Origin of the sequence: Streptomyces cinerochromogenes (assembly GCF_014648635.1) — a bacterium.
In the GTDB taxonomy this organism is placed as follows: Bacteria; Actinomycetota; Actinomycetes; order Streptomycetales; family Streptomycetaceae; genus Streptomyces; species Streptomyces cinerochromogenes.
Genome location: NZ_BMRM01000004.1, coordinates 373,723 through 395,164, shown reverse-complemented (window position 1 = coordinate 395,164; position 21,442 = coordinate 373,723). Strand labels below are relative to the sequence as shown.

General features: G+C 73.4%; 16 protein-coding genes, 2 tRNA genes, 1 other RNA gene and 1 pseudogene. 7 read left to right on the top strand and 13 right to left on the bottom strand.

The window, feature by feature from the left end:
* Positions 1–28: 28 nt before the first annotated feature.
* The 5 genes from IEZ20_RS10865 to IEZ20_RS10845 all read left to right on the top strand — a co-directional run bounded on the left by IEZ20_RS10865 (position 29) and on the right by IEZ20_RS10845 (position 3,720).
* Complete coding sequence (locus IEZ20_RS10865; RefSeq protein ID WP_189296894.1) at positions 29–967, top strand: ABC transporter ATP-binding protein; 939 nt, start codon at positions 29–31, stop codon at positions 965–967.
* Complete coding sequence (locus IEZ20_RS10860) at positions 964–1,752, top strand: ABC transporter permease (RefSeq protein WP_189296892.1); 789 nt, start codon at positions 964–966, stop codon at positions 1,750–1,752. The genes IEZ20_RS10865 and IEZ20_RS10860 overlap by 4 nt, the downstream gene beginning before the upstream one ends.
* 16 nt (positions 1,753–1,768) lie before the next feature.
* Positions 1,769–3,013, top strand: coding sequence for a sensor histidine kinase (locus IEZ20_RS10855; protein WP_189296890.1), 1,245 nt, complete (start codon positions 1,769–1,771; stop codon positions 3,011–3,013).
* The gene (locus IEZ20_RS10850) at positions 3,010–3,624 is read left to right on the top strand and encodes a response regulator transcription factor (RefSeq protein ID WP_189296889.1); all 615 of its coding nucleotides are present in this window, start codon (positions 3,010–3,012) and stop codon (positions 3,622–3,624) included. Before IEZ20_RS10855 ends, IEZ20_RS10850 begins: the two co-directional genes overlap by 4 nt.
* Before the next feature lie 23 nt (positions 3,625–3,647).
* Positions 3,648–3,720 (top strand) — tRNA-Gly (locus IEZ20_RS10845).
* Between the two features lie 206 nt (positions 3,721–3,926).
* Here IEZ20_RS10845 and IEZ20_RS10840 read toward each other — a convergent pair.
* The 6 genes from IEZ20_RS10840 to ffs form a co-directional block, all read right to left on the bottom strand.
* Positions 3,927–4,826 carry a phosphoribosylaminoimidazolesuccinocarboxamide synthase gene (locus IEZ20_RS10840; protein WP_189296887.1) on the bottom strand — a complete coding sequence of 300 codons (900 nt, stop codon included), beginning with the start codon at positions 4,824–4,826 and terminating at the stop codon, positions 3,927–3,929.
* A gap of 70 nt (positions 4,827–4,896) precedes the next feature.
* The gene (locus tag IEZ20_RS10835; RefSeq protein WP_189296884.1) at positions 4,897–6,396 is read right to left on the bottom strand and encodes a N,N-dimethylformamidase beta subunit family domain-containing protein; all 1,500 of its coding nucleotides are present in this window, start codon (positions 6,394–6,396) and stop codon (positions 4,897–4,899) included.
* A 275-nt stretch (positions 6,397–6,671) separates the two neighbouring features.
* Positions 6,672–9,020, bottom strand: coding sequence for a hypothetical protein (locus IEZ20_RS10830; protein ID WP_189296882.1), 2,349 nt, complete (start codon positions 9,018–9,020; stop codon positions 6,672–6,674).
* A 278-nt stretch (positions 9,021–9,298) separates the two neighbouring features.
* Complete coding sequence (purD, locus tag IEZ20_RS10825) at positions 9,299–10,558, bottom strand: phosphoribosylamine--glycine ligase (RefSeq protein WP_189296880.1); 1,260 nt, start codon at positions 10,556–10,558, stop codon at positions 9,299–9,301.
* Positions 10,559–10,731: 173 nt separating this feature from the next.
* Entirely contained in the window at positions 10,732–12,984 is a 2,253-nt protein-coding gene (locus IEZ20_RS10820; RefSeq protein WP_189296878.1) for a DNA polymerase III subunit gamma and tau, read from the bottom strand.
* A 54-nt stretch (positions 12,985–13,038) separates the two neighbouring features.
* Positions 13,039–13,137, bottom strand: an RNA gene (gene ffs, locus IEZ20_RS10815) — signal recognition particle sRNA small type.
* Between the two features lie 120 nt (positions 13,138–13,257).
* Between ffs and IEZ20_RS10810 the strand changes: the two genes are divergently transcribed.
* Positions 13,258–13,345, top strand: a tRNA-Ser gene (locus IEZ20_RS10810).
* A gap of 336 nt (positions 13,346–13,681) precedes the next feature.
* On the opposite strand, the pseudogene IEZ20_RS39595 reads toward IEZ20_RS10810, so the two are convergent.
* A pseudogene (locus tag IEZ20_RS39595) lies at positions 13,682–13,786 on the bottom strand (phosphotyrosine protein phosphatase); the annotation flags it as partial.
* Positions 13,787–13,905: 119 nt separating this feature from the next.
* Positions 13,906–14,385, bottom strand: a complete 480-nt coding sequence (locus tag IEZ20_RS10805) for an ATP-binding protein (RefSeq protein WP_189296876.1) — start codon at positions 14,383–14,385, stop codon at positions 13,906–13,908.
* Between the two features lie 154 nt (positions 14,386–14,539).
* Here IEZ20_RS10805 and IEZ20_RS10800 point away from each other — a divergent pair, with 154 nt between their 5' ends.
* A complete protein-coding gene (locus tag IEZ20_RS10800) occupies positions 14,540–14,917 on the top strand; it encodes an STAS domain-containing protein (protein WP_229896009.1) in 378 nt (125 codons plus the stop codon).
* A gap of 132 nt (positions 14,918–15,049) precedes the next feature.
* On the opposite strand, the gene IEZ20_RS10795 is transcribed toward IEZ20_RS10800, so the two are convergent.
* The 5 genes from IEZ20_RS10795 to IEZ20_RS10775 form a co-directional block, all read right to left on the bottom strand.
* Complete coding sequence (locus IEZ20_RS10795) at positions 15,050–16,315, bottom strand: S53 family peptidase (RefSeq protein ID WP_189296874.1); 1,266 nt, start codon at positions 16,313–16,315, stop codon at positions 15,050–15,052.
* Positions 16,316–16,542: 227 nt separating this feature from the next.
* On the bottom strand, positions 16,543–17,004 hold the full coding sequence (locus tag IEZ20_RS10790) for a hypothetical protein (protein WP_229896008.1): 462 nt from the start codon (positions 17,002–17,004) through the stop codon (positions 16,543–16,545).
* Between the two features lie 239 nt (positions 17,005–17,243).
* The gene (locus tag IEZ20_RS10785; protein WP_189296872.1) at positions 17,244–18,758 is read right to left on the bottom strand and encodes a hypothetical protein; all 1,515 of its coding nucleotides are present in this window, start codon (positions 18,756–18,758) and stop codon (positions 17,244–17,246) included.
* Between the two features lie 17 nt (positions 18,759–18,775).
* Positions 18,776–19,237 carry a hypothetical protein gene (locus tag IEZ20_RS10780; RefSeq protein ID WP_189296870.1) on the bottom strand — a complete coding sequence of 154 codons (462 nt, stop codon included), beginning with the start codon at positions 19,235–19,237 and terminating at the stop codon, positions 18,776–18,778.
* Positions 19,238–19,349: 112 nt separating this feature from the next.
* Positions 19,350–21,404, bottom strand: a complete 2,055-nt coding sequence (locus IEZ20_RS10775; RefSeq protein WP_373303922.1) for a copper resistance CopC/CopD family protein — start codon at positions 21,402–21,404, stop codon at positions 19,350–19,352.
* Between the last annotated feature and the right edge of the window lie 38 nt (positions 21,405–21,442).

The following is a 21,442-nucleotide window of genomic DNA, read 5'->3' as shown; positions in this document are numbered from 1 at the left end:
CCGGCCCGGCCGCCGGAACGCTGGGGTCATGCACACCGACGGACACGAGAACGCGATCGAGGTCACCGACCTCAGGCGGGTCTACGGGGGCGGGTTCGAGGCCGTACGCGGAATCACCTTCTCCGTGGCGCGCGGGGAGGTCTTCGCCCTGCTGGGCACCAACGGCGCCGGAAAGACCTCGACGGTCGAACTGCTGGAGGGACTCGCGGCACCGGCCGGCGGCCGGGTCCGGGTGCTCGGCCACGACCCCCACCGCGAACGGGCCGCCGTACGGCCCCGTACCGGCGTGATGCTCCAGGAGGGCGGCTTCCCCGCCGAGCTGACCGTCGCCGAGACCGCCCGGATGTGGGCCGGCTGCACCAGCCACGCCCGGCCGCGGGACGAGGTACTGGACCTGGTGGGGCTCACGAGCAAGGCCGGCGTGCGGGTCAAGCAGCTGTCCGGCGGGGAGCGCAGGCGCCTGGACCTGGCGCTCGCGCTGCTCGGCGACCCGGAGGTGCTGTTCCTCGACGAGCCGACGACCGGGCTCGACGCGGAGGGCCGCCGGGACACCTGGGAACTGGTGCGCGGTCTGCGCGACGCCGGCACCACCGTGCTGCTCACCACGCACTACCTGGAGGAGGCCGAGGACCTCGCCGACCGGCTCGCGATCCTGCACGAAGGCCGGATCGCCGCCTCCGGAACCCCCGCCGAGGTCACCGCCGGCCGGCCCTCCCGGATGTCCTTCGAACTGCCCGAGGGCTACTTCCTCGGCGATCTGCCGCCCCTCGCGGACCTCGGCGTCTGCGGGCACGAGAGCGACGGCCGGGTGGTGCGGCTGCGCACCCGTGAGCTCCAGCGCACCGCCACCGCCGTCCTCGCCTGGGCCGAGCGGACCGGTGTCGAACTGCGTGCCCTGGACGTGCGATCCGCCTCGCTGGAGGAAGCCTTCCTCGGGATCGCCCGCGCAGAGGAGGCGACGGCATGAGCAGCCTCGCCCCGCGCCCCCTCACGCCCTCCCTGCGGCGGCTGCGGGCGCTGGCCCGGGCCGAACTGACCCTCCTCGGCCGCAACCGCGGGGTCGTGTCCACCGCGCTCCTCGCGCCGCTCGCGCTGCCGTTCAGCGTGCGCCCGGCCCTCGACCAGCTGGACCTGGAGAAACAGGGCATCAGCGTCGGCGCGGCCATGTTCACCGCCTCGGTCGGCTTCGCCTTCCTGTTCGCCGTCTACTCCGCCCTCGTCAACGCCTACGTCGCCCGCCGCGAGGAACTCGTCCTCAAACGGCTGCGCACCGGCGAACTCACCGACACCGAGATCCTCGCCGGCACCGCGCTGCCCGCCCTCGCCCTGGGCCTCGCGCAGGCCCTGGTGCTGGGCGTCGGATGCGCGGTGCTGCTGCACGCCGGGGCGCCCCGGGCGCCGTACCTGACCCTGCTGGGGCTGGTGTCCGGGCTGGTGCTGAGCGCCGCGCTGGCCGCGCTCACCGCGTCCGTCACCCGGACCGTGGAGAGCGGTCAGGTCACCGGGCTGCCGCTGGTGTTCGTGTCGATGACGGGCTCGGGAATCATGTTCCCCACCGAGGTCATGCCGGAGAAGCTCGCCTCCGTCTGCGAGCTGCTCCCGCTGTCCCCCGCGATCCGGCTGGTCCGGGCGGGCTGGACCGGCCATATGAGCGCGCACGAGGCGCTCGGCGCCCTCGCCACCGCGCTGGCCTGGACCGTGCTGGCGGTGTTTGCTGTACGGCGGTGGTTCCGCTGGGAACCCCGGCGCTGAGGAACGGGGGGCGTGCGTGGTGGGGCGGATACGGCGGTGGCAGCAGCGGCACTGGCGCGAGCGGAGCAAGGCGGAACGGGTCGAGCTGTACACGGTCGTCACCTGGTACGTCACGACCTGGTTCTTCTCCCTCGGCTGGCTGCTGCTCCCGCTGGTCGGCGGGCTGCACCACCGGCCCGTGGCCCTCGTCCTCGGCGCCCTCGTCCTGCTGCTGACGGCCCTGCAGTGCGCGGCCTCGAACCGGCTGACCCGGCCCGCGCTCGACCACTACCTGGGGCGCGCCCGGCTGCCGGCCGGGGCCCACCGCGTCCCGGCCGTCCTGCTGGGGCTGGTGCTGGCGCTGCTCCTGGCCCTCGCCGCGCTGGACGCGGCCGACCAGCCGGTGGTCCGGCTGGCGATCGGCGCCGCCCTGCTGCCGTTCGGCGTGCTCTACGGACTCACCGTTCCGGTACGGGTGTTCCTGCGGTCGGCGGCCCTGCTCGCGGTGCTGCTCATGGGGGCCGTCGGGCTCGCCGATCCCGACGGGGCCGGGATCCTCGTGACCGGTTCGCTGGTCGCCTTCCAGACGGTGTTCTCGCTGCTCGCCTGCCGCTGCGGCGCCTGGACCCTGGCCGTGCTGTGGGAGGCCGAACGGGCCCGCGAGGCGGAGGCCCGGCTCGCCGTCGCCGAGGAGCGGCTGCGGTTCGGACGGGACCTGCACGACGTCCTGGGCCGGAACCTGTCGGTGATCTCCCTGAAGAGCGAACTGGCGGTGCAACTGGCCCGGCGGGGGCGGCCGGAGGCCGTGGAGCAGATGATCGAGGTGCAGCGCATCGCGCAGGAGTCCCAGCGGGAGGTGAGGGACGTCGTACGCGGCTACCGGGAGGCCGACCTCGGGGTCGAACTCGCCGGTGCGCAGGGGGTGCTGACGGCCGCCGGGATCGACTGCGCGGTGCGCGCGGAGACCGGCGGGCTGCCCGCCGAGGTGCAGTCCGCGCTCGGCTGGGTGGTGCGCGAGGCGACCACCAACGTGCTGCGTCACGGCGACGCGGGCCGGTGCGACGTGGAACTGATGGTGCGTGAGGGGCATGTGGTGCTGACGGTGGAGAACGACGGGGTCGCGTCGCCCGGCGGGGGCGGCGGCTCCGGGCTCGCCGGGCTGCGGGAACGGCTCTCCGCCGTGGACGGGACCCTGGAGGCGGGGGTCGTGGGCGCGGGCCGGGACCGGTTCCGGCTGGTGGCGGACGTACCCCTGCGGACTGTGAGAGGAGTCACCTCGTGAGCGCTCCGGTACGGCTGTTGCTCGCCGACGACGAACACCTGATCCGGGGCGCGCTGGCCGCGCTGCTGTCGCTGGAGGACGACTTGCTGGTCGTCGCGGAGGCGGCGAGCGGGCCCGAGGCGCTGGCCATGGCCCGGGCGCACGAACCCGACGTGGCCGTGCTCGATCTGCAGATGCCGGGCGCCGACGGCGTGAGGGTCGCCACATCCCTGCGTGCCGAACTGCCCGGCTGCCAGGTGCTGATCGTCACCGGGCACGGCAGGCCCGGGCACCTGAAACGGGCACTCGCGGCCGGTGTGCGCGGGTTCGTCCCGAAGACCGTCAGCGCCCAGCGGCTCGCCGAGATCATCCGGACCGTGCACGCCGGAAGCCGTTACGTCGACCCGGAGTTGGCGGCCGACGCGATCTCCGCCGGGGACTCGCCGCTGACCGCGCGGGAGACCGAGGTGCTGGAGCTGGCCGCCGACGGGGCGCCGGTCGCGGAGATCGCCGAGCGGGCCGCGCTGTCGCCCGGGACCGTGCGGAACTACCTCTCCTCGGCCGTCACGAAGCTCGGCGCCGAGAACCGTCATGCGGCAGTGCGTCTCGCACGCGAGCGAGGTTGGGTATAGTTGCTCTCGCGCCACGGCGCAAGGCGGACGTAGCTCAGTTGGTAGAGCGCAACCTTGCCAAGGTTGAGGTCGCGAGTTCGAGCCTCGTCGTCCGCTCGGGAGAAAGACCCCGGTCCATCGGACCGGGGTCTTTTCGTGTCCCCGGGGGGCCTTGGGATCAGGTCGGATCAGGCCGCGGCGTCCGGTGCGGTGCATCGCAAGGCGGAGGATCACCCGCGTACTGGGCGTACTCGGGTGGTCCGACAACGCGGCGAGGTGCCGTGCCGGGCGTCGCGGACCCGGGCTGATCCAAACGAAACCCCCTAGCTCCAGCTCATGCCCGTCAGCCGCTCGTACGCCTCCACGTACTTCTGCCGGGTAGCCGCCACGACCTCCTCCGGCAGCGCCGGCGGGGGCTGCTCGCTCCTGCGGTCCCAGCCGGACTCGGCGGAGGTCAGCCAGTCACGCACGAACTGCTTGTCGTACGACGGCTGGGCTCGGCCCGGCTGCCACTGGTCGGCCGGCCAGAAGCGGGAGGAGTCCGGGGTGAGGACCTCGTCGGCGAGGACCAGGGTGTCGCCGTCGTAGCCGAACTCGAACTTGGTGTCGGCCAGGATGATCCCCCGGTCGCGGGCGATGTCCCGGGCGCGCGAGTACACGGCGAGGGTGGCCTGGCGCAGCTGGGCGGCGGTCTCGGCGCCGACCTGGCGGGCCACCTCCTCGTAGGAGACGTTCTCGTCGTGCTCGCCGACCTCGGCCTTGGTGGCCGGGGTGAAGATCGGGGCGGGGAGTTCCGAGCCGTCGACGAGGCCTTCGGGGAGGGCGAGGCCGCAGACCGTACGGGACGCGTTGTACTCGACCAGACCGGAGCCGGTGAGGTAGCCGCGGGCCACGCACTCCACCGGGACCATCTTCAGGGACTTGCAGACCAGGGTGCGGCCCGCCCAGTCGGCGGGGGCGCCCTCGGGCAGCTCCGTGCTGATCACATGGTTGACGGCCAGGTCGCGCAGCTGGTCGAACCACCACAGGGAGAGCTGGGTGAGGACGCGGCCCTTGTCGGGGATCTCCGTCGGCAGCACCCAGTCGTAGGCGGACATGCGGTCGCTGGCGACCATCACGAGGTCGCCCGCCTCGTTCTGGTACAGCTCGCGCACCTTCCCGGTGTGCAGGTGCACCAGGCCCGGAACCTCGATCGGCTCGGGCTTTTCTACGAATCCGGACACGGTTCCTCCCCGTGGCTCTGTCCAAGTGCCTCGATTCTCCCGTATGCGGGCGAGGGGGCGCGCCCGGGGGTCAGTCGCGTTTGCAGATGCGGTCGAGCAGGTTCGCCGTGGCCCGCTGGATACGGGTGTCGACGTGCCCCGGGCGGTCCAGGGACGGGGACCAGGCGAACGTTCCGGAGGCGAACACCCAGGCGCCGGAGGGGGCGCGGTAGAGGGACGTCTCCTGGTGGCGCAGGACGCCGTCGTTGTCGGTGTAGGGGGAGTGGGCGAGCAGGATGCGCTCGTCGTGCTCGGGCAGCGGGGTGCGCGGGAAGTAACGGTCCGCCTCACCGGCGACCAGGCCCTCGATCTCGTCGCCCTCGTGCGCGCCGGTCGCCTCCCACAGCCAGTGGCCGCCGTTGCGGACGATCAGCGGGTACGGCTCCGGGACCCGCCCCGCGTACTGGATGCCGACCAGCTGCTGCTCGGGCCGGTCGATCTCCCGCCACAGCACCGGCCGGCCCGGGCCCTTGCGCTTGCGGCAGGTCAGCAGCCGGTCCGGGACGCCCGACGGGGAGGGCCCCAGCTCCACCTGCCAGTACATGGTGTTGGCGGAGAGGAAGACCAGGGAGGTGCCCCGGTCGCGGGCGTCCTCGACGGCCCGGCGCATCGGCACCGACCAGTACTCGTCGTGGCCGGGGAACACCAGGCCCCGGTAGCGGGTGGGGTCGATCCGGCCGGCGTGCAGGTCGCGGGCGTCGGCGTAGGCGAGGTCGTAGCCGTACCGCTCGGCCCAGCGGATGAAGTCGTAGGCGTGGCCGACGTGCAGGGGCAGGCCCGCGCCCGCGTACGGGCGGTCGAAGGAGACCGTGGTGGCGGCGTCGGCCTCGCCGAGGAGGCGGCCCTTCTCGTCCCAGGCGTGGTAGAGGCTGGCGCCGGTGTGGCCGTCCTCCGGGTACAGGTTGTACGCCTGCCAGGTGATGTCCGGCAGCAGCAGGAGCAGGTCGGCGGGGTGGTCGTCGCGGACCGTGAAGGGCACGTGGGAGCGGTAGCCGTCGACGGTGGTCAGGACGGCCACATAGGCGCCGATGCTCCAGTAGGAGGGCACCTGGAGGCGCCAGGACAGCCACCAGTGGTGGCAGGAGACCGTGCGGTCGGCGGCCAGCGGCGTGGGCTGGACGATGCCGGAGAGCCGGGGACTCGTGGTGATCTTGGCGGCGCCGTCGCCGCCGTAATGGCCGATGCGGTAGATGTCGACGCTGAACTCCTGCGGCGGGTCGACCGTGATGTGGAAGTCGATCGCCTCGCCGGGCGCGACCGCGCCGGTGGACGTGAAGCCCTTGATCTGCCGGTGCACGTCGTCGGCCGAGCGGGGGCCGGCACCGGCCGCGCGCGGCGCCGGGACCCGCGCACCGGCACCGCCGGCCGTCTGCTGCGGGCTGGGGTCGACGTACCACGGCACGACATGGCCGGTGTCGTCGAAGTACGTCTCACTGCCGCGCAGCCAGGGCACCGGGCCCTGACCGAAGGGGTCCGTGACGGCGTGCGCGAGTGCTCCGGACTCCCAGCGGCGGATGTGGTCCGAGGCCATGGTCGCTCCCCTCCCTCATGCCCCCGTGCCTGTCTCGGTGGTAGTCGCTGTTCTCGGTGTGCTCGGCGTGCTGAAGGTGCTTTTTGTGCTCTTGGTGCTCTTGGTGCCCGGCCGCGCTGTCTTATGTCGCGTGCCTTTGCCAAAGGCGTGGTCGGTCCCAGCACATCACATAACGCACGGGCCCGGTCACTAGTCGTTGCGAATTGACCTGAAGTGGAAGACGTTTTTCCGTTACGGCGGTGGATCCGGCGTGGGGCGCGAGGGTCACGCGAGGGTCAGACGAGTCTCACGGGCTTCTCGGGACGTATCCCCGACGCGGCCAGCCAGCGCCGCAACGGGCCCGGGTCCCCCTCCTCGATCAGGCTGCGGACCCTGGGCGCGAGATCGGCGGCGCGCTCGCCGCCCAGCAGCAGGGAGGGGCCGTCCAGCCAGTCCAGGGCGGGGACCGCCCCGGCGGTGTCGACGGCCGCGCAGCACACCATTGCCGTGACGTGGTCGGCAAGCAGTTCGCGGGCCGTGCGCTGGGGTTGCAGCGGGAAGGGGGGCAGCACGCAGTCGAGGTGCTCCCATGCGGCGCGCTCGGGGTCCTGGCCGGCGGCGGCCGCGTTGCGCTGGGCGCGGGCCTCCTCGCGGGCCAGCTCGGCGGTGATGCCGGCGGCCAGGGCTGCGCTGCGTTCCGTGCCGGGTTCCGTGCCGGGTTCCGTCCCGGGGGGTTCGGCCAGGGGCGCCTCGGCTTCGCCTTCGGCGTCCGGGTTCCCACCCGCACCACCCGTGCGGGATTCGTCGTCGGGTGCGGGTGGCCCCTGCGGGTGGTGCTCGCCGTCGGCGGCTTGCGGGAGGTCGTGCGGCGGAGCGGGGTGCCCGCCGTCGGCGACCTGCGGGAGGTCGTACGGCCGGGCGGAGTGTCCGCCGTCGACGGCCTGAGGCAGGTCCTTCGGCCGGGCGGGCTGCTCGCCGTCGACGGCCTGAGGCAGATCCTGCTGCCGGGCAGGGTGCCCGCCGTCGACGGCCTGAGGCAGATCCTGCTGCCGGGCAGGGTGCCCGCCGTCGACGGCCTGCGGCAGGTCCTGCGGCCGGGCGGGCTGCTCGCCGTCGACGGCCTGAGGCAGGTCCTGCGGCCGGGCAGGGTGCCCGCCGTCGACGGCCTGCGGCAGGTCCTGCGGCCGGGCGGAGTGCCCGCCGTCGACGGCCTGAGGCAGGTCCTGCGGCCGGGCAGGGTGCTCGCCGTCGACGGTCTGTGGGGAGGCGTGTGGGGGCTCCCCTTGTGGGGGGTCTTGTGCGGGCTTCGCCTGCGGGTGGGCCTGAAGAGGGGTCCCTTGGGGGTGGTCCGGTGGGAGTTTCTGGTGTGTCGGTTCCGACAGATGGTCCAGGACTCGTGCCAGCGTCGGGCCGCCGGGGTCGGGGGCCGTGGGGTTCGGGGACGGGCGGACGCCCAGGGAGTCCAGGACTCGGTGCAGCCGGGCCGCGTCGGTGCGCCAGGTGCGGTCCACGACCTCCTCCGGGTACGCCTGCCAGTCCACGGGAGCCCAGTCCGGGCCGGGGTCGGCGGGGCCGCCGTGGAAGAGGCGGGCGGCGAGGAGGGAGGCGGCCTCGTCCACCGCACCGGGCTCCTCCAGCAGGTCGCAGGCGGGGCGCTCGCCCAGCCGGGAGGCGAAGCCCTCGGCGAGGCGGTCGCGGCGGGACAGCTCGGTCAGCGCCGCCACCACGCCCGCGTCCAGCCGGGACGGCCAGCGGCCCATGCGCCAGGCGGGCAGCGCCACCCTGGTCAGCAGCCGGTCCCAGCCGGCGTAGGCGAGCCCCACCTGCTCCTGGGCGACGATACGCAGGCCGTAGTCCACCGCCTGGGCGCGCTCGGCCGCCGCCGCGGCGACCCCGCGCTCCATCTGTGTCGCGTGCTCCCGGCAGCCGCGCAGCAGCAGCCGGGCCACCCAGCCGAGGGCCGCGCACACCCCGCGGGTCAGCGGGCAGCGGCCCGGGTGCGAGGCGACCGCCACGGCCGCGTCCAGCCCGCGCACGAAGCGGCGGGCGGCGGCTATGTCCGGGTGCGCCGAGGGGCCCGTACCCGCGATGACGGGGGCGAGGACCGCGCGCAGCTCGCCGACGCGCATCCACCACAGGAACGGTGAGCCGATGACGAGGACCGGCGCCACGGGCGTCCGGCGGCGGCCGGGGCCCGCTATCTCGTCGGGCGCCGGACGCGGGGGCGGGCCGTGGGCCGAGTGGGCACGGTCCTCCAGCCAGCTGTCGCAGTCCGGGGTGAGCGCTATGGCCGACGGGGCCGGCACGTCCAGGCGGTCGGCGAGGTCGCGCACCATCCGGTACAGGTCCGGGGCGGACTCCTCCGGGATCGGCACCGTGGGGCTCATCGCGGGGCGGGCCCGGGCCACGACCACGGAGATGCCGGCCGCGGCCAGCAGCACCAGCACCGCGAGGACACCGACGACCCACCGCGCCCTGTCCCAGCCCGGGCCGACGAGATGGCCGGTGGAGGCACCGGTCAGCAGGATCACCGCGGCGCCCGCGGGCAGCAGGGCCACGGCCAGCGCCCGGCCCCGGACCCGCAGTACGGCGAGGGCCCGGGAACGCGCGGCCTGCGCGCCCGCCTCCACACCGATTCCGGTCACGTGCCGACCTCGCCCCCTCTCTGCCGATCGCGTGCTGCCCTGGTCTTGCTCACTCCCCCACTGTGGCACCCGCCGCTGACATCGCAATGCCGGTGGGCCAAGTGCCGGAACGCTTGCGCGGCACCCTAGTTGGGGCCCCGGCCCCCGTCAGCCATATGGGCGATTGCTCACTCGATGGAATGGCTTTGGTCAGAGCTGGGTGACAGACAGCAAAGATCAGGCCCCGGATTGTGGGTCCGGGGCCTGGGGGTGTGGACGTGCAGGTCAGCGGGCCGGGCTCAGGCGCCCGCGCTCTGCGCCGCCTTCGCCGCGATGTCGGTGCGGTGCTGCGAACCGTCGAGCCGGATCCGGCCCACCGCCCGGTACGCCCGCTCGCGCGCCTCGGCCAGGTCCTCGCCGGTGGCCGTGACGGACAGCACGCGACCGCCCGCGCTGACGACCGCGTCGCCGTCCTGCTTCGTGCCGGCGTGCAGCACGTAGGCGTGCGGGGCGTCCTCGGCGGCCACCTCGTCCAGCCCCGTGATCGGGTCGCCGGTCCGCGGGGTGCCCGGGTAGTTGTGGGAGGCGACGACGACGGTGACGGCCGCGTCCTCGCTCCAGCGCAGCGGCGGCAGGTCGGCGAGGCGGCCGGTGGCGGCGGCCAGCAACACGCCGGCCAGCGGGGTCCTCAGGCGGGCCAGCACGACCTGGGTCTCCGGGTCGCCGAAGCGGGCGTTGAACTCGATGACCCGGACCCCGCGCGAGGTGATCGCGAGACCGGCGTAGAGCAGCCCGGAGAACGGCGTGCCCCGGCGGCGCATCTCGTCCACGGTGGGCTGCAGCACGGTCTGCAGCACCTCGTCGACCAGCTTCGGGTCGGCCCACGGCAGCGGCGAGTACGCGCCCATGCCGCCGGTGTTCGGGCCCTCGTCGCCGTCCAGGGCGCGCTTGAAGTCCTGGGCGGGCTGGAGCGGCACGACGGCCTCGCCGTCGGTGATCGCGAAGAGGGACACCTCGGGGCCGTCGAGGAACTCCTCGATGACCACCCGCTCGCAGGCGGCGGCGTGCGCCTTGGCGGCGTCCAGGTCGGCGGTGACGACGACGCCCTTGCCGGCGGCGAGGCCGTCGTCCTTGACGACGTAGGGGGCACCGAAGGCGTCGAGGGCCTCGGCGACCTCCTCGGCGGTGGTGCAGACGTAGGAGCGGGCGGTCGGCACGCCGGCCGCCGCCATGACGTCCTTGGCGAAGGCCTTGGACCCCTCCAGCTGCGCGGCCTCCCGCGAGGGGCCGAAGACCGGGATGCCCGCCGCGCGGACGGCGTCGGCGACGCCGGCCACCAGCGGGGCCTCCGGGCCGACGACGACCAGGTCGGCACCGAGGCCGGCGGCCAGCTCGGCGACCGCCTTGCCGTCGAGCGCGTCGACCTGGTGCAGCTCGGCGACCTCGGCGATGCCGGCGTTGCCGGGGGCGCAGTGCAGCGCGTTGACGTCGGGGTCGAGGGACAGGGAGCGGCACAGGGCGTGTTCGCGGGCGCCGCTGCCGATGACGAGGACCTTCACGGGGGCCAGCCTAATGGCAAGGTTGCCGAAGCCCGGGGCCCGGGTTTGTTGGACGTTCCTCCGAAGACGGTTCGAGGGCCGCTCCGTGCCCCGCCTCGCGGGCCGTTCCGGGGCCCCGACCCACCCGGCCGCCCGGCCGGTCCGACGGGCCGCCCGACCGGCCGTCCGCCTCGCTACTCGTTGGTGAACTCCTCCACCACCGTCGCCCCCAGCTCCCGCACGATCAGCTCGTGGCCGGAGAGCGCCGACTCGTCCAGATCCGGGTCGTCGTCCTCCGGGATGTCGTCCTCGGGGGCGACGGGCGGCGGCTCGGGCGCGGCGGCCGGTCTGGGGGCCGGGGCGGGTGCGGTGGGGGCCGCGGACGCGGCGGGAGCGGCGGACTGGTGCCGGGCGGGGGTCGCCTGCGGTGACGGCTGGGGGGCCGCTGGGCGGGACGCCGCCGGGGCGCCGTAGCCACCGCCGGGGGCGCCGCCGTAGCCGGACGAGCCGCCGGACGGGTCGAGGGCCGCGTCGATCTTCCAGTGGACGTTGAAGCTCTCGGTCAGGACCGCCTTGAGGACGTCCTCGCTGCCGCTGGCCATGAAGCGGTCCAGGGCGCCCGCGTTGACGAACCCGAGCTGGAGGGTGGTGCCGTCGAAGCCCGTCACCTGGGCGTTGGGGGCGTTCAGCAGGGCCCAGGTGAAGCGGCGCTTGTCCTTCACGGCCTCCAGGATGTTCGGCCAGAGCACGCGGGGGTCGAGACCACCGGCGGGCGCGGCCGGGGCGGGCGCCGCGGACTGCGCCGAGGGGGCGGCGGGGGCGGGCTGCTGCGGGGCCGCGCGCTCAGGCACCTGGCCGGCGCCCTGACGGCCCCCCGCCGGAGCGGCGGCCGTGGGCCAGCCACCGGGACGCCTGCCGCCGCCGACGGGGGCGGCGGTGGGCCAGGCACCGGGGGCGGGGGTGGCTGGGGCGGCCGCGGGCGCAGGGGCAGGGGCAGGCTCCGCGGGCGCCGGAGCGGAAGGGGCGGCGGGAGCGGCAGCCGGAGCCGCCTCGGCAGCGACACCAGGACCAGCCGGGACAGCCGGAACAGCCGGAATGGCGGGACCGGCCGGAGCACCGGGCGCACCCGGCGCCCGCACGGCCGCCCGGGCCGCCGCAGGACCGCCACCGGACGGCACGGACACCGCACCGGCGCCGGCGCCCATGCCCGGGGGGAAGGCGGCGCCGCCATGCGCGTCCGGACCGGGGACGTACCCCATGGCGGGGGCGCCCGCGCCGCTGGAGAAGCTGATGCCGCGTTCCAGGCGGTCGAGGCGGGCCATCACGGACCGCTCGTCGCCGTAGGCGGCGGGGAGCATGACACGGGCGCAGATCAGTTCCAGCTGGAGGCGCGGGGAAGTGGCACCGCGCATCTCGGTCAGGCCCTCGTTGACCAGGTCGGCGGCGCGGCTCAGCTCGGCGGCGCCGAAGGTCTCGGCCTGGGCCTGCATCCGCTCCAGGACGTCGGCCGGGGCGTCGAGGAGCCCCTTCTCCACGGCGTCCGGCACGGCGGCGAGGATGACGAGGTCCCGCAGCCGCTCCAGCAGGTCGGCGACGAAGCGGCGCGGGTCGTTCCCGCCCTCGATGACGCGGTCGACGACCTCGAAGGCGGCGGCGCCGTCACCCGTGGCGAAGGCCTCCACGACGGAGTCGAGCAGGGAGCCGTCGGTGTAGCCGAGGAGGGACGTCGCCATGGCGTATGTCACACCTTCCTCGCCGGCGCCGGCGAGGAGCTGGTCCATGACGGACATGGAGTCACGCACGGACCCGGCGCCCGCACGGACGACGAGGGGCAGCACGCCCTCCTCGACCGGGATGTCCTCCTTCTGGCACACCTCGGCGAGGTACTCCCGGAGGGTGCCGGGCGGCACGAGCCGGAAGGGGTAGTGATGGGTCCGCGACCGGATGGTCCCGATGACCTTCTCGGGCTCGGTGGTCGCGAAGATGAACTTCAGGTGCTCCGGCGGCTCCTCGACCACCTTGAGCAGGGCGTTGAAGCCCGCCGACGTGACCATGTGGGCCTCGTCGATGATGTAGATCTTGTACCGGCTGCTCGCGGGGCCGAAGAAGGCCTTCTCACGCAGCTCACGGGCGTCGTCCACACCACCGTGAGAGGCCGCGTCGATCTCGATGACGTCGATCGACCCCGGTCCGTTCCTGGCCAGGTCGCGGCAGGACTGGCACACGCCGCAGGGGGTCGGGGTGGGGCCTTGTTCACAGTTCAGGCAGCGGGCCAGGATGCGCGCGCTGGTCGTCTTGCCACAGCCGCGCGGCCCGCTGAACAGGTACGCGTGGTTGACCCGGTTGTTCCGCAGCGCCTGCTGCAGCGGGTCGGTGACATGCCCCTGCCCGATGACCTCCGCAAAGGTCTCCGGGCGGTAGCGGCGGTACAGAGCGAGAGACGACACGCATACGAGGTTATAGGCGCCCACTGACAACCGGGCCCGGCCGAAGCCCCCGGGAACGCAAGCGCCCCCCACGCACCCGCCAGAGCCGACCTACCCTTGCTGCCTTCCGGCCCTGGGGGAGTTCAGTCAGATAGCGCCGCGTGAGGGGCTGTGTCCCACAGTACCCGATAGCGGGCCGCGGTCTGTACCCGATCGGGGTCACACCCCCACCCGGCGAACGGCCTGCGGGAACGAGTTCGCGAGCACTCCCCTCGGTCATGTAATGTTTCCGGCGGAGGATTCGCCTAGAGGCCTAGGGCGCACGCTTGGAAAGCGTGTTGGGGGCAACCCCTCACGAGTTCGAATCTCGTATCCTCCGCCAGTGCCTCACCGGGCACGATGTCGAAGGGCCCCACTGTTCGCAGTGGGGCCCTTCGACGTTGTCCGTCTCAGTTTCCGTCTCGGTCGGCTTTTCCTTCGGTGCCGGGCGGCACCCAGAGCGCGTCTCCGACTTGCTGAGCGACTTCCCGGAGCGTGACTCCCGTCACATGCATGCACCGGGTGCGCGTCCTTGCGGCTCCGCCAGTCCGGGAGGCCGAGGGCAAGTGCGACGACCCAGCGTGCACTGTCGCGAAGCTCGGCCGCCTCCACGAGGAGGCTCCGCACCTCCTCGATGTGAACGGCTCGGTGTCCTCCTCTTCGAGGCGGGAAGCCTTGGCACGCGGTCGCCCGCGAGGTGGGCGAGGAAGGCGGCGGCCGTCTGTGGGCGTCCGGCGTCGTGGACGCAGACGAAGAGCACGGACGGCGTGGCGGTGTCGGACATGGGCTGGAGCGCTGCGGCCAGGGCCGCGGCCAGCGCGAAAACGCCGGCCAGTACGGAGCAGACGATCGCAGCGGCGAGGTGGATGCGCCGGTGGTTTGTGAGGCGGTGGGTGCGGAGCCTTAAAGGGGGCGGCGCCCGGTGACCGCACCGTCCGGGTCGTCCAGGAGGGCGATGCGGGCGGTGATGCGCTTGCCGACCGGTTCCCGCTGCGCTTCGAAGCCCTGGCAGACCGCCATGACGATTTCCAGGCCGTGCTGGCCCACCCGGCCGACGTCCCCGGTCCGCGCCATGGGTAGCACCGGGTCGGAGTCCCACACCATGACCTCGACCATGTCACCCGCGATCCGCAGGTCCAGCAGCACCGGGCCCGGGGCGTACTTGATGGCGTTGGTGACCAGCTCGCTCACCACCAGCCGGGTCAGGTCCATGGCGCGCTCCGAGACCGGCAGACCGTGCTCGGCCTGGACACGGGTGAGGAAATCGGCGGCCAGATGACGGGCCTCGGCGATGACCCTGCCGGTCCCGTCCAGGGCCATCGTGGTCTGGATGACCTTTTCACCCGGTGTGGTGCCGTCCTGCGCTACAGGGACTGATTCCATCGCGGCCATCCTCACTACCCCCTTCACCTCACGCGCGTATACCCGCACCGGGGAAGGTGACGCATGCGACCCGCGTTGCCTTCGTCACCCAGAAGTCGCTCCGCGTGCAGGGCAGCGATACCCGCGGGGGAAAGGCTGTGCCAGGATCGCCGACATGGTCGAGGGAGAAATGGCGGACGCCGAACACGCGATATCGGCGGGCGAACTGTCGATCACGGCGTCCGTCACCGACGGTATCCACGTGCTGGCCGCCGCCGGGGAGATCGACCACCAGACCGGCGACATCCTGGCGCACGCCCTCGAGGTCTCCGGTGCGACCCGGCCCCGCGTCGTGGTGGACCTGGGGCACGTCACGTTCATGGATTCCAGCGGCATCAACATCCTCATCACCGCCCACAACACCCTCACCGAGGCCGGCGGCTGGCTCCGCCTGGCCCAGCCCCGCCCCGCCGTGCGACGCGTCCTGTACCTCGTCGGCATCGACACCGTCATCGACTGCCACGAAACCCTCACCCAGGCACTCACCGCCTGACCGGTCGCAGTTCCTGGCAGTTCGGCCAGTCCACGGGGCTGCCTGCCGTGCCGCGGCGGACGGTGAGTCGGATCCTCGCCGTCCGGCAACAGCGGCCTCGGATCGAGGCATGGGGGCTCCAGCCCAAGGCCGCTACGCCGGTGTACGTGGCCGGCCTGCCGTTTCCACCTTCCGGAGCGGCGCTGGAACGCGCCGGTGCGAGCCGTAGGGATCACTCGACCGCAGCCCGTTGACGCCGTCGGGGGTGCCGACGCCGGTGGGGGCGTCGTAGCCCGGGCCCGCGGAGAAGGAGCCCGCGCTGCCGGTGGTGATGTCGTGGAAGTCCCCGGGGTGGGCGTAGGGGTAGCTGTTGGGGAAGGTGCCGGGGGCGGGGTTGCCGGCCAGGGCGTACATGCCGGCGACCAGGGGGGCGGCGATGCTGGTGCCGTCGGCGACGAGCCAGCCGGTGGAGGCCGCGAAGGGGACCGTGTCGTACACCGCGAAGCCCGCGGCGACTGCGGAGACGTCGGCGATGGTGCGGCTGTGGGGGCAGATGGTGTCGTGCTGGAACGGCGGCTTGGGCTCGTACAGAGAGCACCCGCACCCGGTGCCCGGCCACGCGCTTTCCGTCCAGCCGCGCTGGTTGTTCGCACGGCTCAGCGTGGTGCCGCCCACCGCGGTGACATAGGGGGACGCGGGCGGATACTGCGTCACGCCTCCGTTGTCGCCCGAGCCGAAGGTGAAGGCGACGCCGGGGTGGTTGAAGTGGAAGTCGAAGTTCGTCTCGAACGGGGCCTCGGGGAAGACCCAGCTGTTCGAGATGAACTTCGCGCCCTGCGCGACGGCCTGGTCGACACCCGCGAACATGTCGGAGGCGAAGGCGCTGTCGTTTTCCACGACCAGGATGCGGCAGACCGGGCATGCGGCGCTCACCGCGTCCACGTCGATGGACTCCTCGAACGCCCAACCCGGGTCCGTGGTGGGCGGCGGGGTGGTTCCGCCGCGCTGGTTGATCACACGGAGGCAGCCGTTGGCCTTGGTGCACGCCGGCAGATGGAACTGGCGGCGGTAGACGGCCAGATCGCTCTCCAGGTTGGGGTCGTGGTGGGCGATGGTGATCGCCACGGTACGGCGCTGACCGTTCGATCCGCGCAGTTCGTAGGCGCTGCGGATGTCGTCAGCGCCGAGGCCGGGGGGCTTGGCGCCTGGTGGGAGGGACGGGAGCAGTTGCAGCCCCGTGCGGAGCCTCGCCAGGCAGGCCGCCTGGCTGAAGATGGGGGTCTGCGGGCAGACGCGCAGGGAAGGCGGCTGGGAACCTCTGGCTGACGGGCGGACGTGCGCGGTCGCCGGTGCGGCCGCCAGGCCCGTCACGATCAGCGCTGCGGTCACCAGCGCCCGGAGCATGCGGACACCGTGCATGGCACTCCTCCGGGGCGGACGGAACCCCTTTCTGCGGCAGCGTGTCGCCGCCAGATATCCGGGGCCGCGGCGCTACCCGTCCCTTCGCGGTGTCACCACCCGTCCGCGAATCCCGTCACGGCCTCTGCCGCGGGCTCCACTGTCGGGGGACGGGACGAGCAGTTGGTCCGAACGGCACTTGACGCCCCGTCGAATCACGCACTGATCCACCCGTACGGCAGATGGGGTCAGCGGGTCCCTGAGGAAGTGGGTGGGGCTGTCGGGAGGGGGCTGATGCCCGGCTCGTAGTGGTCGCGGAGGTAGATGCGGGTGCGGTCCGGGGCGTAGTCGTGGGCGTAGAGGCTGACGCAGCCGGCGTCCGAGGTGCCGTACGGGTCGGTGAGCGGGTCCGGGCCGGCGGTGGGCTCGGGGTCGGTGCCGGGGCAGACGGAGCCGTAGCGCATGCCCTTCTTGAACGACTCCGGTTCCGGCACGCCCAGGTGCCTGAAGTCGTGGGTCCGTACGTCGGTCGCGGCCGCCGTGGGCTCCAGCAGCTCGCCCCGCGGCGGGTAGGCGGCCAGGAAGGTCCGCGTCTGGGACCTGGTCAGTGTGAAGGTGAGCACACCGGTGTCGAAGCGGGAGGTCACCTGGTAGCCGGCCCGCGCGTCCCGGGCCCCCGCCGGGATGTCGACGCCCATGTGCCCGCTCATCCACCCCGGCGTGACGCCCTCGACCCACCTGTCGTCCGCGGTCTGCCCGGCGGCGCGGTCACCGGCCGGGCGGCCGGTACCGGAGCCGGAGTCAGGGGCAGAGCAGCCTGTCGCGGTCAGGGCGCCCAGGAGGGCCAGCGCGACGAGAGCCGTCCCGGCTGCGCGCGTCCGGCGGGGGCCTCGGACCGTATCGGCGGGGTGTGTCCGGCGGGGGTCGCCTGCGTTGTCGTGGGCGTCGTTCATCGGACGGCCGTCCTCCCGGGTGACCTGTGCGTCGTGCGGCCCTGCTGTTGCTCTCTGCCCGGGTCCGTGCGTCCGTCCCTGCTTTCGTCGGGACCCGGCAGCGGGGACTGGTTGGGCTGCGAGGAGCCGAGATCGTAGTGGTGGGTGCCGCTGCTCCCGGCCATGTCGTACTCCTGGGCGAGACCCACCCGGTGGAGCTTGGCCATCTGGCCGTCGGGGATCTTCATCGGGCCCACGTTGACGCCCTTGCCCTCGTCCCAGTTGTAGCGGTCCCAGACGTTCGCCTGGTAGTCGACGGAGATCTTCGGGTTGCCGTGCGCATCCGGTACGGCCGTCACGACGCCGGTGACGTTGGTGTTGGCGCCGCCGACCGCGTAGAACCAGTTCTCGTTGATCTCCTTGCTGAAGTAGAAGCCGTCGGGCAGCTTCGCCTCCACCGGTATGGCGACCGGTTTGCCGCCGTTCTCCCGGAACTGCTGCAGGGCCTGCTGGCGCCAGCCGTTCTGGTGGTGCCGGACGATGTCGTCGACGTACGTCTTGAACTCCGGGACGTCCGCCATCATCTTGTCCACGGGCAGGACCATCGGGGAGCCGCTGTTGCCGAGGTAGTGCGCCATGTTGCGGGAGGCGTCCGTCATGCCCTGCCAGTCGGCGCCCTCGGCGAGCAGTTCCATCTTCCGTTTAGTGGCCCACTCGTCGAACCCGGGCGACTCCGATCCGTGCGCCCCCGCCCCGGCGTCGGCCGCGACCTGCGGCATGGTCGGGCTCAGAACGCCGGCCGCCATGAGGTCGTCCTTCTTCGCGAGCCAGAGGCGCGCCCGCGCCTGGGGGCTCAGCGACTCCCACAGGCGTTTCAGCTCCGCGCGTTGCTTCGCGTCGGCGTCACCGCCCAGCGCGGCGAGTTCCTCGGCGCGGGGCAGCTGCTCCTCGTCGAGGGAGGTGTACCTGGCGTGCCCGGCGTTGTGCGGGTCGTTGCCGTGGCTCTTGCGCAGTGCCCGTACCGCCGCGGCGTCGACCTCGGCGGCGTGCTGGACGATTCCGGTGAGCGTGTCGGCGTACCACTGGATGTAGTCCTTGGTGCGCTGGTTCGGGCCCTCCGGTGTGCACATCGCCTCCATCACGCGGACCGTGCCGCCCGGCCCGTCCGTGACGAAGAGAGCGGGGTCCGGGGGGTTGTGGGCGGGGTTGCCCTTGCGCGCCGCGTCCGTGAGGCTCTTGGCCTGCCTCTGGTACGTCGTCAGCTCCGCGTGTGCGTCCGCGAGTACGGCGGCGATGCTCTCCGCCTCCGCCTGGAGATCGGCGACCTCTTTGGCCGTCTTGCGCACGAACTCCCGTGTGACGTCCGCGTTGACACCTTTCCAGCGGGCCCCTTCGGACTTCTTGAGCATGCCGTCCCGCGCATCGGTGGCCAGTTCGGCCAGGCCCTCGGCCATCGACTTCCAGTCGGACACCGCCGTGCCCAGCTTGCCGAGGTCCAGAGCCATGAGATCCGAGTAGGTGAAGTCCCCCATGTCCTCTCCTACCTGCCCTACTTGAAGTACTCGTTCAGCACGGAGACGGGCACCGGTCCGGTACGGCCACTGAGGTCCGCGGCGATACGGGTGTCGTCGTGTGCGTGCGTCTTCTTGCTGTAGTCGAGGTGGTTGGAGATGTGCGCGCACGCCTGGAGGACGGACTTGACCTGCGAGGTCCACATCTCGACGGTCGTCTCGAGTTCCGAGCCGAGCCCGAGGTGGTGGCTCTTGAGTGCGGCGGCGGCCCGCATGGTGGACCCCGAAGCCTCGTTTCCCGCGCCCGCGGCCGCGATGTCGGCCTTCTTGCTCAGTTCGCCGTGGAGAACGAACGCCTCATGGCCGACGGCCCCCAGGTCGTCCTGGTGGACGACGAGATCCGCGGCCGAGGCGCCACTGGATCCGGCCTGGTTGAGCCGCATCCGTGTGTCCCCGCCCGCCGCCGCTGCCTTGGCCCTCTCCCACTCTTCCCACGCCATGGGACCCCCGTCCTCCGGTCGATCGGGCGCCGGCCGCTCGGCCCGCGCACTCGCGAATGTACCAACTCCCTTTACCTGAACCGGGGGATGACCGGGGGATGGCTTGACCTGCCTATCGCGTCACCCGCACCGGTGCGGACACCGTCACCTGGTCCAGGTCCGAGATCCGGATGGTGGCCTTCATCGTCCAGGTGCCGGGGAGGGGGAGGGTGAAGGAAGGGGCGGACCAGTAGCCGCCGCGGTCGGTGACCCTGGTGTCCAGGGGGCCCACGTGCCGGGTGGGGAGGGTGAGGGTGACGCGGACTTCGGGGACGGTGGAGAGGCCGCCGTCGGGGCCGTAGATCACCGCCTCGACGGAGTTGGTGCCGACCCGTCCGGGATCCAGGGTGATCTGGATCCTGCCGTGGCCGCCGGAGGCGCCGGTGTCGAAGGGGATCGTGGTGACGGACGCGGTCGGGATGCCCGTCGCCGCGGAGGCCACGGGCTGGGCGGACTCCGTCGCCGCGCGGCCGGGCACGGTGCCGGTGAGGAGCGTGGTCAGGGCCAGGACCACGACCGCGGCCGTCGCCTCCAGCACGACCGAGCGGCGCAGGAGGCGCAGGGGGACGGCGGGGATGGCCGGGATGGCCGGGGTGGCGGGGGTGGCGGGTGGCTGCGGGGAGCGGTCGGGGGGGCGGGGGCCGGGGGCCGGGTCGGGTACACGGGCGGAGGCGGAGGCCGGACCGGGAACGCGGGCGGAGACGGAGGCGGAGGCCGGGTCGGGGACACGGGCGGAGACGGAGGCGGAGGCCGGGTCGGGAACGTGGGCGGAGGCAGTGGCGCCGGCCGGACCGGGGACACGGGCAGCGGCGGGGGTGGTGGGCCGGGCCAGGCGGGCGGTCCAGGTGCGGGAGCAGGCCGCCGCCAGGAGCAGCGCGGTGACCGCCGCCAGCTTGGCCAGGAGGGTACGGCCGTACGTCGTGTCCGTCAGCGCCTGCCAGGAGCCGAGGCCGCGCCAGGACTGGTAGACGCCGGTCAGCACCAGGACCGCGACCGAGACGGACGCCAGGCGGGAGAAGCGGGCCGGGACGGAGGCCGGCAGGCCCGCCGGTTCCGGGGCGCGCCGCAGGGTCCACAGGAGCGCGGCCAGACCGCCCAGCCAGGCCCCCATGGCCAGCAGGTGCAGGGTGGACGAGACGATCGCCACCGGGACCTGGATGCCCGCCGAGGCGTGGTCGGACGCCGACCAGGTCAGGGACAGCGCCACGGCGAGGACTCCGGCGGCCGCGAGGGTGACGCGGCGCGGCAGCCTGGTCCGGCGCCCGCGCAGGACGGTCGCGGCGGCCGCGGCCAGGAGCAGCAGCGCCAGGCGGAGCAGCAGGAGCCGGCCGGGGCGGGTGGCCGCCGTGTGGGTGAGGGCGGAGAGGGAGAAGCCGGTGGTGGGGGCGGCGGCCTCCTCGTAGGGCGCGCGCAGCACGTACAGGGCGGTGGTGGAGACGAGGAGCGCGGCCGTGGCGGCCAGGGCGGGGGTGCGCAGGTGGGCCGTGGCCGGCGGGCGGCAGTACGCCACGAACGCGGCGGTGCCGAGGAGCAGGGCCAGGGAGAGGTAGGCGAGGTAGCGCGCGATGGTGTGCAGGGCCGTGGTGGCGTGGTTCTCCGCACGGTCCGCGGGCGGGGCCGCCGGGGCGGCCGTGCGTTCGCCGACCGAGAAGGTGAGGGCACCGGACACGGGGTGGCTGTCGGCCGACACGACCCGCCAGGCGACCGTGTACGTGCCGGTGGCGAGCCGGGCCGGGAGGGTGACGCGGGCCGTGTCGGAGCGGCCGGGGGCGTGGCCGGCGGGGCCGGTACGCAGGCGGTGGTTGTCGGGGTCGTAGATGCGGAAGGAGTCGGTCAGCAGGCCGACGGACTCGGTGAAGGTGAGGGTGACCTGGCGGGGGGCGGTGCGCAGGACGGTGCCGTCGGCGGGGTCCGACGCGCGCAGGACGGCGTGGGCCGAGGCGGGTGCCGCCGTGCCGAGGAGGAGACCGAGCAGGAGGACGGGGAGCAGGGCGGAGAGGCGGACGGAAAGGCGGACAGGAAGGCGGACCGGGAGGCGAACGGGGAAGCGGGCAGGGGGGCGGAACAGGAGTGCGGTGGGCTTTCCGCCGCGCGGTCGTAGGGGTCCTCGGTGTTCCGCCTGCAGCACCGTCGTCAGCCTCCGTCTCCGCCCGCACGCGTCCTCCG